Origin of the sequence: Emticicia aquatica, assembly GCF_923079645.1 — a bacterium.
Lineage (GTDB): Bacteria > Bacteroidota > Bacteroidia > Cytophagales > Spirosomataceae > Emticicia > Emticicia aquatica.
The window spans coordinates 1-12,903 of record NZ_CAKLPY010000008.1; the positions used below are offsets into that span (position 1 = coordinate 1).

Below are 12,903 nucleotides of genomic sequence, written 5' to 3' on the forward strand. Positions count from 1 at the left end.
TGTTATCAAACAAATGATTGTTTTTTAGTAAATTCATCAATTCGACTTTGGCGTTGGTTGGTCCAAATAGTAGCACTTCATCAAAATGACGAATTTCCTCACCAAGTTTTTTATAATAAGCGGCCTGTTGATGTTGTTCTTTATTGTGCATCAGGTTTTCGCTTTTATTCAAACTATGCTCTTTTTCTTCGTGCGTAAATTTGGAGGTAATGATTTTTGTTTCAGTTGGATTATTTGAAAATCCCATCAAATAGGCAATAGAATGGTCCATCCAAACACCTAAATATTTTGCTTTGGTCATTTTTTTAAGGTTTTTTTGTTGTGTTTCCATGATTTACCGCATAATCTTTCAGTAAAGTTGCCAGTGAATCGTGATACTCTTCAAGGATTTTTATATTGATTTGTGGTGTAGCAATGTCTGGAGCCGAAATGGGCATTTCTACGATATATTTTGATAATTCAGGAAAATTTTCTTGAATTGTCATCGTAATTTTTAAAATATCAGCATTAAGCTTTTTTTCGGTTTTCATACATTCTATTAGAAGTTTTTAAATAGAAAAAAAATCGCTTTTACATAAAACTTATAAAAGCGATTTGAACTTACCACTAAAATTAAACCACTTACCAACTACTTTATTCACTATTTACATTCACTTTTTGGATACAATATACAATTTACAACAAAAGTATCAAGAGCAGTAATATCACAATGATTGCTCCGACTGAAAGATAAACACCACCACCAATTTGGGCGATATTTGTTTTCAACGTACGAACCTCTTTGCGTAATTGTTTCTTTTCTTGGAATGTCATTTTTGACTTATCCATTGCTTTTATTTCGTTCAATCGACTAATCAAAACGTTGGCTTCTGCCGATTCGGCTTTCTTGGTTTTATCAGCGAATGTTGCGTTTGATTCGGCTTTCAAGAGGGTTGGCATCAATGACAACAATACGATTGTTAATATATAAAGGCTATATTTTTTCATCAAGTTGTTATTAGTTTTCCGATATTGACGGAGCAAGTGTGAAATAATTTTCACTTAACAAAGGTGCGTCTCTTTTGGTAAAGAAGTGTTACATAATTGTTAGAAAGTATTACATAATTCACACATTATCAAGCGGATTACGTTTTTTGTCCTTCAGCGACTTGAAAAAAGAAGGTGTTAAACCAGTTACTTTTTTGAATTGGGTGGAAAGGTGAGCCACACTACTATAATGTAGTTTGGCAGCAATTTCGGTCAGATTCATTTCATCATAAATAATCAATTCTTTTACTCGCTCAATTTTATGCCGAAGTATATAATGTTCGATGGTTGTCCCTTCTGTTTCTGAAAAAAGGTTGGCCAAATAAGTATAATCATAATGCAATTTATCGGTTAAATAATTAGAGAAATTAACTTTTGGTAATTCGTCTTTATAATGAACCATTTCAACAATTACATTTTTTATTTTTTCAATCAACATTGATTTTCTATCGTCCATTAGCTCAAGTCCAGATTTTGATAAAGATTCTTTTAATTGGTCGTGCTGTTGGGGGCTAATATTTTCCATGACTTCGACTTCACCTAGCGAAACATTAACAAAATGAAGTCCGAGTTTTACTAATTCCTCTTTGACCCGCATTTTGCACCTCAAGCTAACCATGTATTTGATATAGATTTTCATGTTTTATCCATCAATTTAATTTACGATGCAGCAACTCAACGTAAATGGTGGAAGCTGTTTTTAACCTAAAAACAATCTTTTTTAAGTAGTTAATACTTATATTTTTTACAAATACTACATTCTTTCCATGTACCAATTTAGTTCTTTTTCCATTTTTTGGTAACGAAAAATAGCGTTAATAATCTTTTGTAAACGCATAAAAGCGGTTTCGCTTTTCATGACATAATCGAAAGCTTTGTGGTGCATACAATTAACCGCCACATCTATTTTGTCTTGTGAAGAAAGGATAATTACAGGTATTTTGGCGTTATATTCTTGGATTTTATCCAATGTTTCGAGTCCATTCATGGCATTTTTATCAATACCATCAAGATGATAATCTAAAATTATTATATCGGGATTGTTTGATAAATGCTCAACGCAGTGTTCGCCAGTTGCGTATGCTTCAACGTCAAAATCGGCGTGTTGTAAGAATTCTATTTCTAGTGATTTCAAAAATACAGCGTCATCATCAACTAAAAATAGTTTTACTTTTGTTCCGTTTTTCATTATTTAGGATTTTTAATTTTAAATAATTCTTCTTCTAGTTCTTCACAAGCTTGTACACAAACATTTTCGAGTTTAAAAACCAACTCTTGAATTTCGTTAGCTTGTTGTTGCGTGTTGGCATATTCTTGTATTTTTTTTGCCATATTTTCAAAATCTGGACTGATGCCCATAATTGAAAATGAAGGAATCATTTTATGAACAGCCGAGAGCAATAAAGTCCAATCATTATTTTGAAGACTTTTTTTCATCGCATCAATTAATGGCGGTGTTTGTTCTAAATAAAGCGAAATCATCTCTGACATTAACCTCGGATTAGACTTTGTGCGATGGCTTAAATACCTCAAATCCGTACATTTTATCTTTGTATTTGCATCACTTTCGAGATGTTCGTTCGTTGTTTTTTTCATGTTAAAAGAGTTTTTCAAAAGACTCACTATTTTGGTGTACAACAACCGTTCATCCAAAGGTTTGGCTATGTAATCATTCATTCCAACGGCTTTACATTTGGCCAAATCAACGGTTGTTACATCGGCGGTTAGAGCAATAATCGGAATGCTTGAATTCATTTTTTTGCGGATATATTCGGTTGCTTCAAAGCCATTCATTTCGGGCATTTGTAAATCCATCAAAATAATATCATACGATTTGGTTGCTAACTTTTCGACGGCTATTTTTCCATTGGCGGTAATGTCACATTCAAAACCAAAGTCATCTAAAAGCGTTTTCATCAACAACTGATTAAGAGCAATGTCTTCAACAACTAATACCTTTATGTTTTTAATTTCGGTATCTAATTCTATAATTTCGTTAACAAATGTGGCATCGGCTTTGGTTTTACGGAATTGTAAGCAAAAGCTAAAGGTAGAGCCTTCGTCTGTTTTGCTTTGTACGCTGGTTTTACCGCCTTGCTGTTCTACCAATTGCTTGACAATAGCCAAACCTAATCCAGTTCCGCCATACAAACGAGCCGTTCCACTGGTGGCTTGCTGAAAATTATCAAAAATATTACTGATTTTGTTTTGAGGAATTCCGATACCCGTATCTGTAACCGAAAATTGAATAATTACATTTTCTGAATCTTCATTGATTAGGTCAACGCTAACAGTTATTAGTCCTTTTGTAGTAAATTTTACGGCATTACTTACCAAATTAAGTATTATTTGGTGTAAACGAACGGGGTCACCGAGCAAAACAACAGGAATGTTTTTGTCGTATTTTGAGATTAATTTTAGGTTTTTTTCTTGAATTTTTGTTTCAAATAAATGCAACATCGCCGAGATTGAAGAAGCCAAACGGAAAGGGATTTCTTCAAATGTCATTTTTCCTGCATCAACTTTTGCTAAGTCGAGAATATCATTGATTAATACAATTAAAGCATCGCCACTCATTTTAATGGCGGTCAAGTATTCCTTTTGTTTGGCCGACAAATCTGTTTTTAGTACTACTTTTGTAAAACCAATAATCGCATTCATCGGAGTTCTGATTTCATGGCTCATGTTTGACAAAAATTGCTGTTTGGCTTTTACGGCATCTTCTGCAATTTTTCTGGTTATTTCAGATTTACTTTGAGCTTCTTCGGCAATTGCCGTGGCTAGTTCGGCAAAAACTTTGGCTTCAATCAATTCTTTTTCAATTCTTTTTTGCTCTGTAATATCCCTTGCAACCACCACAACACCCAAAACTTTCCCTTGTTCGTCTTTATAAACTGAGCCATTAAATAGTACATCGGTCAATTTATGGTCTCGAATAGTGAGCGGATAATCAGCCACAAATCCTTTGGCAAATACTTCTTGGTAGCCCTTTCTGGCTTTATTTGGTTCAGTAAAATAGTTGAAAAAATCAGTCCCGATTAATTTTTCACGAGAAACTCCTGTAATATTGACCGAGGCGTTATTCATATCGGTTATTTTACCTTTGATGCTAATCGTAAAAAGTGGGTCTAAACTCGCTTCTATGAGACTCCGAGCATAATTTGCGATGATTAATTCTGCTGCACGTTTTTCTTTTTCTTGATTCTGAAATGCTAATTCATTATTTGCTATGATTAGCTCATTGGCACGTTTTTCTTTCTCTATATTCTGAAACGCCAATTCTTTTTTCGCAATTATTAATTCATTAGCACGTTTTTTCTTTTCTACGTTCAAAAAGGCCAATTCTTTATTGGCAATGATTAACTCATTAGCACGTTTTTCCTTTTCTTTATTCTGAAAAGCAAGTGCTTTATTGGCAATGATTAACTCGTCCGATTTTATCATTTTTATGATTATATTTTAGTGGTAATAGGTTTTCATAATTTAGTTGCTTTCATTAAAATCACCAATATTTTCGATTGGAATGCGTCGTTTTTCCTTCAATTGTTTGAAATGTGAGGGAGAAAGTCCCGTAACTTTTTTAAACTGGCTTGACAAATGAGCAACACTGCTATAATTCATTTTATTGGCAATTTCAGTAATATTCATCTCTCCGTAAATAATCAATTCTTTGATGCGTTCGGTTTTATGCGAAATAATAAACTGTTCGATTGTCATTCCTTGAACTTCCGAAAAAAGGTTTGCCAAGTAAGTATAATCGTGATCTAGCTTTGTGCTTATAAAATCAGAAAAATTTGTTTTAGGCAATTCATCAGCGTAATGAACCATTTCTATGATGACTTTTTTGACTTTTTCAATCAACATTGCTTTTTTATCGTCCATCAATTCAAGGCCAGCAGCTAACAATTCTTTTTTTAGTCGTTCTCGCTGTATATCTGAGATATCTTCCATAATTTCTACAACACCCAAATCAACCACGATAAAGTGGAGTTTAAGCTTTTTCAATACCTCTTTCACCATCATTTTGCAACGAGTACTGACCATGTATTTGATATATAGTTTCATGCTTTAACCATCAAATTTAAAAATCATTAATTCTTCCGAAGTTTGATTAATCCTCACACCCACTTTTGATAACCGTTGAAATCTTTTTGAACTGTTCGTTTGCATTGAAAATGTGATATGCGTGAGTTGGAATAATCATTCCTTTTCGTTTTGGAAGCGGATACAGTTGTTTTTCTAATAATTGTTTTGCTAACAACCATTTTTGGTAAATTTTCAATTATTTCGACAATAATATGGGCTTTTGATTTTTCCGATTCTGGGGTCTCCATGCTGTTTTATTTTTATAGGCAGCTTTACTTGTATAGATGGCGTAAAGGTGAGGATATTAATAGCTTAAATTTTATATAATTCTTAAAATTGTTTACATAATTCACACATTTGGGTATTTGGGTGGTTTTTAGAAATAAAAGCGGAAGAAGTTTTTGTACGAACAAAATGAGAAGAAAGTAGGCTTTAAACTTGCGAAATGGAGTAGTCCAAACGAAATATTGAAAAAAGATCAAACAAAATATTGAATTTAGTATTTAAAAAACAGTTCTTTTGTTGATGGAAATGGACGAACGTCACGACTTCTGATAAACTACATACCTTCTTATCATAGAATGCCCATGACAATCGCATTTGAAGAAGATAGGCAAGAATATATTGAAAGTTAAATAGAAACACGAAAATAGGAAAACATTCAAATATTTTTAGGTTTAATGGAGAGTCAGCATCTACAGTTTTTGAATAAAGAGATAAAGAAATCGCAACAAATACCACAACCTAAAAAAGGGAACAATATAAATATTAGATTTATTTTTTAATAATAACCTTACAAAACAACAGATTTTTCAGGTTCAATAAGGAGAATTATGTTAAATAGTTAAAGTATGAATCTAAAACTTCAAATAAATTTTAAAGGAAGTTCATTGTTTTAAAGCAGAGTATCGTTTTTTTATAAAAATAGACACATATTTTCATCATAAACATAAGGGTACTTATATTACATAACATATGCTACTAATTTAGCTTGACATATATGATATAAATATATGATAATCAAGGTGTTTATGAAATTTAATTAATCTGATAACAGATTTGTAAAGAAAAAAAGTGTAGTCGATAATTGCAAATTTTTCTGTGGATAGCAGTTTATTTTCGTTTCATAAAGATTAAATATACAAATAATATTTTCTATGGTGTGATTTTCTATGAATAGTTATATTATCATTGGGTTCAAAAAGTCGTAACTTTTTAAACCATTGGATTCTGAAAATGTACATATATAAATCCTATATATTTAATGTTGAATGTATCGCCCAAAAAGTAGGTTTAGCTAAATATGGAGTTCATGAGGTTTCATAGAAGTTGTAATAGTTGTATTGTGAAACCTAAACGTTGAAAACTCACATGAGTTAATCCCTATATTTTGCATATCCCATTTAGCCACAAAGCTTTGTTGCAAGAATATATACAAATTCCCTATTTGATGTAATCAATAAGCCATTTTTCTTGATTTTCACCATAACAATTTAAGACACTATCTAAGGAAGACAGCAATAAACCATTTTTACAACTTGTGGTCGTACCACTCCAATAAGGTAAAATATACCTTGGCTGTATCGTATAAATGGTCCCAGATGAAAAAGAAACCCTACAATTGGGTAAATCCATTTTTTTTGAGTGTCGAATATCGTGAAGAATATAACTTTCACCAAGGCCTGAAAGCATTTTAACGCTGTTTGATACGGCCGAATAACTCTTATGTACCAACTCTAAGTTATAAGTTTTTTTGCCTTTTGCTTTCCAATCCTTCCATGAACAGACCACTTAAACTAAAAAAATCAAGACCAGTTTTATAACGTTCCAGTCTAAATTTAACTCGACCTTCTATTCATTTGATTATGACATTACGAAACCTTTTGATTTTAATATCTCTTTTTTTAAAAGATAACTGACTTTTGAGCAATAAATCTGCTTACAAGTCGGGCTGAGAGAGTAATTATAATTTTGAGACTTGCCATGATTTTTGTAGGTTTGTTTAATACCTTGCTAATAACTCATTTTTGATTTACCCATGAAAAAATACGGTAACAAATATTTTATATTTTCTTTTATCAATATAAATATTAGTTGAAGCTAGGTATTTATAAAATTTCAATGACAACTTCCAATGAATATTGTAATATGATGAAGATGCTACTTCTGATGCTTGCCATTATGGTAAGTTTTATTACGTTTTCGCAAAACGTTACTGTTAATCCCGGGGCTGGTTCTTACGCAGATTTATCGTCTGCATTTGCCGCCATTAATTTAGGCACACATACTGGTGTGGTTACGGTAAGTATTGTTGGCAATACTGCTGAGCCAGCTGGTGGTGCAATTCTTAATGCCAGTGGGACGGGTGGTGCTTCTTACACATCTATTACCATTTCTCCAAATGGTGGGGCTGCAAGAACAATTACTGGTGCTGCAACTGCGGGGTTGCCAATGATTGATTTAAATGGTGCCGATAATGTAACTTTTGATGGATTAAATACTGGAGGGAATTCGCTTACTATTGAAAACACTACCGTGTCAGTTACATCGGGAACTTGTACATTACGTTTTGTTGGCGGTGCCACTTCTAACACCATTACAAGATGTTCTATTAAAGGTGCCAGCAATGCTTCTGTATCCACCAATGGTGCTACAATCATTTTCTCAATTGATGCCGTTACAGCAAACGGTAACGACAACAATACCATTTCCAATTGTGATATCGGCCCTTCTGGTGCCAACCTGCCTACTAAAGCCATATTGGGCAATGGTTCTACTACCACTACGGCCATCGGTAACAGTGGTATCACCATCAATAACAATGACATTCACGACTATTTTGGAGCAGCAGTAACCAGTGCCGGAATTTCCACTAATGGTGGTTGTAATACATGGAGTATTACCAATAACCGCTTTTATCAATCGGAAACCAGAACATGGACTACAGGTGCTCAACATAATGCAATAAATATTAGTAACACAACTGCCAATAGCGGTGCACAGGGATTTACCATTACGGGGAATATTGTTGGCTATGCTTCAAATACACAAACTGGAATATACACATTGACAGGTTCCAACGGTACTTTCCGTGGCATAGTCTTCAATGGTATTACCGCAGGTACAGTTTCCAACATTAATAATAATACGGTTGCTGCCGTTAGTGTAACCGGTGTTACATCAAGTGGTGTAAGCTCCGCTTCTCCTTTCATAGCCATTTACATAAACAATGGTGTGGCAAATACAAACAGCAATACTATCGGAAGCCAGTCAGCAACAGGTTCATTGGTTTATGCAACAAACTCTGCAGGTGCCGCTGATATGATGGGTTTCTTCAATTTCAGTAGTGATACTTGGACTGCAAACAACAATTTAATTGGAGGGATGACGACTTCCAATGCGGGTACAGGAGCAGCCAATGCTTATGGTTTGCGTGTAAATACTACGTCAACGGTAACTACTACCCTGAATGGAAACACGATTGGGGGTACCGTAGCCAATTCCATTCAAAGTACGTCAACGGCAGCGAGTGCACAGGTGGCTGGTATTTTTATTTCAACGTCTTTTGCAACAGTCTCTAATAATACAATCAGAAATCTTACGAATGCAGGCGGAACCGGAACAACAACAGCCGCATCGGTTGTGGGTATTGATTTTATCGGTGCAACGCCGGTTAACAACGCAGTACAGAATACGATTTTTAACCTGAGCAACACCAATACTACATTAGCTACGGTTGTAACAGGTATTCAATTTACAGGTGCAACTGGAAATGTCGTGGAAAGTAACCTGATTCACAGCCTGACGTCTGCAACAAACAGCACAACTGCAGAAGTAAATGGAATCAGGGTTGGGAGTGGTACTACCACCTTTCTTAACAATATGATTGCCATTGGTGCGAGCATTACCAATGCCATTGGTACGGCTGCCAGCAACTCGAACGTGAGCGGTGTTAATGGTATTAACGAAGTCCTGGGAACAAATAGTTTCTTTCATAACAGTGTTTATATAGGCGGGGCCCCAACAGCAGGTGTGGGGGCATCTTATGCCTTTAACGGAACCCAAACTACCATTACCCGCAGTTTCCAAGATAATATTTTCTTTAATGCAAGAAGTAACAGCGGGGCAACAGGTAAAAACTATGCAGTGAAAATAAATGGTACCACTCCCAATCCAACCGGCCTAACCATTAACAACAACATTTATTTTGCCAACGGAACCGGTGGAGTATTTGGATTTTTCAATTCTTTAGATGTAGCCAATCTTGCGGCCTGGAAAACGGCTGTTGGGCAGGATGCTGTAAGCTTTGAAAGCAACCCTCTATACATTGACCCCACCAATGCAACACCTGACCTGCATCTCCATCCAACCTCTGCTACAGTAGCAGAGGGCAATGGGGTTGATGTGGGTGTAGTGAATGATTATGACGGGCAAACAAGGGCTGGTTTAACACCAGTTGATATTGGTGCTGATGCTGGTAATTTTATTGGGGTTGATTTAGCCCCCCCCGTAATCACTTATACCCCTTTAGGGTTTAGTTGCAATACAGCCAACAGGACACTTAACGGCGTTACCATAACAGACGTTTCTGGTGTACCTACAGCGGGTGCATTGCAGCCCAGGATTTACTATCGCAAAAATGCGGGTGCCTGGTTCTCATCGCAAGGTGTATTGGCCAGTGGAACTGCCACCAACGGTACCTGGAACTTTACCATTGTTGCAGCCGATATGGGCGGTTTGGTCATTAGCAACAACGTACAGTATTATGTCATTGCACAGGATATTGTGCCAACACCAAATATTGGTTCAAACTCAGGTGCAGGCCTGGTAGCTACAAATGTTAATACAGTTACCACAGCCCCAACAACACCAAATAATTACAATGTGGTGAGCACTATCAGCGGTACATATACAGTGGGTGCTACAGGAGATTACCCCACAATTACAGCGGCGTTTAATGCATACAACAACAGTTGTCTGGGTGGTCCGGTTGTATTCAGCTTGATTGATGCAGCATATACAAACACTTCCGATACCCTGCGAGCCAATCCGTTTGCCAGTAACTTCAATACACTTACCATAAGGCCTGCTGCTGCGGGAACCACCATTACAGGTAACATGAATGGCCCTGCCATTGTATTGCTGGATGCCGATTTTATTACCATTGATGGTTCATCTGCCAGCTCAATTGCCAGTCCCTGTGCTGTGGGCGGAAATGCAACTATCAGGGATTTGACCATTACCAATACTAACGTGGGTACATCGGCTGGTGTAATATCTATAGCAACCGGTGTAAATGGTGCACAGAACAATACCGTTAAAAATGTGAATATCCTTGGGCAGGACCCCACAACCACATTGATTGGTATTGCTGTGGGTGGTAATACAATGGGTACTACCGGGGCAGATAATGACAATATTACCATAGACAACTGCAGTGTAAGAAGGACTATTTTTGGTATTTATAATGCCGGTAGCAGTGCCGCCAACCGCAACACGGGCAGTAAAATAATCCGTAACGAACTTTCAGCCACTACCACCAACCGCATCAGGCGGGTAGGCATCATATTATTCAACAATGATGGTATTGAAGTTTCCTATAACAGCATTGGTGGTATCGAAACCGACGAAAGTGCAGATGCAATAGGTATAGCTCTTGGTACTCAGGCCATTGACCTTACAAATGTCACTTCGGGAGAAGTGGTGAATGCAGTGGTTGCCAACAACAAAATTAATGGTGTTGCCAGCCTAAATACCACTGGTTTTTCAGCGGCAGGTATTACTGTTGCAGGAGGTAATTCGGGTGCAAACACCATCTATAATAATATGATAACAGGTGTAATAGCTCCTTCAACAGCACCAGATATACTTGCAGGTATTTACGTAATTGGAGCTGCAGGGGCAAATACCCGTTTGTACTTTAATTCAATTTCTATGACAGGTGACAGGGGTGCCGTAACAGTGCAATCGCCATCTTATGGTATTGCCATTACCGGTACTGACCCTACAGTTGATTTACGAAACAATATTTTATATACAACTCAAATTGCCTCAGGTGGTGGTGCAGATGCCAAAAGCTATGCAATAGGTATGGTAAGCACTACGTTTGCCAACCTCAATTCCAATTACAATGCCTTCTGGAGCACAGGCACCAACGATGGTGGATTTCGTTCGGGATCTTTAGGTATAGCTGCTGGTACCAGTTATGCTACATTGGCTGGATGGGCTGCTGCAGTTGCCAATGATGCCAATTCAATAGAGACAGATCCGTTATTTAATAACCCGCTTAGTAATCTTCATTTAACTACATTTGAGCCGCTGGCTACACCTTTAGAAGGTATTACAAATGATTGTGATTGTGAAACGCGTAGTGCAACAACTCCAGATATCGGAGCGGATGAGCTTATAAATTGCTCTGTTACCCTTAGTTCCCCTACGGGTACCAATAACCAAACGGTATGTATCAATACGGCAATAACCGCTATTATTTATAACACCACCGGTGCCACGGGCATTGGCGTTGTCACCGGCTTACCAGGAGGTGTAAGTGCAAATTGGGCAACCAATGTGCTCACTATCAGCGGTACGCCAACTGCATCGGGTACGTTTAATTACATTATCCCCTTGACTGGCGGCCCTTGCACAACAGGAACGATAACCGGTACAATAACGGTAAATGCCATTCCCACCGCTCCAACCATTACAGCCAGCGGACCAACCACGTTTTGTAATGGTGGCTCTGTTACCTTAAATTCAAATGTAGGTAATAATAATGCGTTAAATTTTGTAAAAACGAGTAGTCAATACGTTAGCGTTCCGCATAGTGCCAGTATCAATTTGGGAGCAACATTTACGATGGAAGCTTGGGTAAAGTACTCAGGGCAAAATGTAACAATTGTAGATAAAGGCGATTACGACTTTTTATGGATGCTGAATCCTGACCCTTTAAGTTCGGGGTTGAATACCTTGAAAATGGGTTTTTACACAAAAAATACAGGAGTATGGTCTTATTCAACGGGTACCGTTTCAGAAAATACGTGGACGCATGTGGCTATTACCCTCGACGCAGGTATACTTACTTTTTATGTCAATGGAGTAGCTGCAGGGACTGCCTCAGTTACTTTTTCACAAGATGCACTGGAAATGAATATTGGCAGACAACAACCCACTTATTGTATCTGTAATCATTTTAATGGTAGCATGGATGAGTTACGACTTTGGAATATTGTAAGAACTCCGGCCCAAATGCTGACCAATATGAACAGCACGATTCCGACCAATAGTACAGGATTGGTAGCCTATTATAAGTTTGATGAAGGCTCGGGCACAACCACTGCTGATGCTACTGGGAATGGCAATAATGGAACATTGGTAAACAGCCCTACTTGGGAAGCACCTGCTACATCGCCTGTCAATGCCGTTGTTTGGTTGCCTGGTGGAGCAACAACACCAAGTATTGTTGTTAATAATGCTGGTACCTATACAGCTACAGTTACTAATGGTTATGGTTGCAGCACTTCATCAAGCACCATTGTAAATGTCAACTCAAATGCAGCTTTAGTAACCCTCACAAGCCCAACTGATGATTATTCAACGGGGATAATTCTGAAAACAGCATCGAGTGTAAATGGTAACATAACGGCTACCAATAAAGTAACTGGCACGGCCAAAGTTGATTATAAAGCCACGTCAATTCAACTAAATGCAGGTTTTAAGGCTGATAACGGAACAGTATTTAATGCAGTCGTGGGGGGGTGTAATTGAAATGATACTTCAGAACTAATATTTTTC

General features: G+C 37.0%; 10 protein-coding genes. 1 reads left to right on the forward strand and 9 read right to left on the reverse strand.

Going from position 1 to position 12,903, the window contains the following annotated elements; translation table 11 throughout:
• The 9 genes from MJQ71_RS19955 to MJQ71_RS19995 form a co-directional block, all read right to left on the reverse strand.
• Positions 1 to 301: hypothetical protein (locus tag MJQ71_RS19955; protein WP_238808709.1), on the reverse strand; the 301-nt coding region annotated here is incomplete at its 3' end.
• Positions 302 to 305: 4 nt separating this feature from the next.
• On the reverse strand, positions 306 to 530 hold the full coding sequence (locus tag MJQ71_RS19960; protein ID WP_238808710.1) for a hypothetical protein: 225 nt from the start codon (positions 528 to 530) through the stop codon (positions 306 to 308).
• Between the two features lie 145 nt (positions 531 to 675).
• Positions 676 to 987: a hypothetical protein gene (locus tag MJQ71_RS19965; protein WP_238808711.1), complete on the reverse strand. Its 312-nt coding sequence runs from the start codon at positions 985 to 987 to the stop codon at positions 676 to 678.
• A gap of 118 nt (positions 988 to 1,105) precedes the next feature.
• Complete coding sequence (locus tag MJQ71_RS19970) at positions 1,106 to 1,666, reverse strand: helix-turn-helix domain-containing protein (RefSeq protein WP_238808712.1); 561 nt, start codon at positions 1,664 to 1,666, stop codon at positions 1,106 to 1,108.
• Between the two features lie 114 nt (positions 1,667 to 1,780).
• Positions 1,781 to 2,215, reverse strand: a complete 435-nt coding sequence (locus MJQ71_RS19975; protein ID WP_238808713.1) for a response regulator — start codon at positions 2,213 to 2,215, stop codon at positions 1,781 to 1,783.
• Positions 2,215 to 4,470: a PAS domain-containing hybrid sensor histidine kinase/response regulator gene (locus MJQ71_RS19980; RefSeq protein ID WP_238808714.1), complete on the reverse strand. Its 2,256-nt coding sequence runs from the start codon at positions 4,468 to 4,470 to the stop codon at positions 2,215 to 2,217. Before MJQ71_RS19980 ends, MJQ71_RS19975 begins: the two co-directional genes overlap by 1 nt.
• Before the next feature lie 39 nt (positions 4,471 to 4,509).
• A complete protein-coding gene (locus MJQ71_RS19985; RefSeq protein ID WP_238808715.1) occupies positions 4,510 to 5,091 on the reverse strand; it encodes an AraC family transcriptional regulator in 582 nt (193 codons plus the stop codon).
• A gap of 53 nt (positions 5,092 to 5,144) precedes the next feature.
• Positions 5,145 to 5,360 carry a hypothetical protein gene (locus tag MJQ71_RS19990; RefSeq protein WP_238808716.1) on the reverse strand — a complete coding sequence of 72 codons (216 nt, stop codon included), beginning with the start codon at positions 5,358 to 5,360 and terminating at the stop codon, positions 5,145 to 5,147.
• Between the two features lie 1,195 nt (positions 5,361 to 6,555).
• The gene (locus MJQ71_RS19995) at positions 6,556 to 6,804 is read right to left on the reverse strand and encodes a hypothetical protein (RefSeq protein WP_238808717.1); all 249 of its coding nucleotides are present in this window, start codon (positions 6,802 to 6,804) and stop codon (positions 6,556 to 6,558) included.
• 429 nt (positions 6,805 to 7,233) lie between these two features.
• Here MJQ71_RS19995 and MJQ71_RS20000 point away from each other — a divergent pair, with 429 nt between their 5' ends.
• Entirely contained in the window at positions 7,234 to 12,876 is a 5,643-nt protein-coding gene (locus MJQ71_RS20000) for a beta strand repeat-containing protein (RefSeq protein ID WP_238808718.1), read from the forward strand.
• Positions 12,877 to 12,903 lie beyond the last annotated feature (27 nt).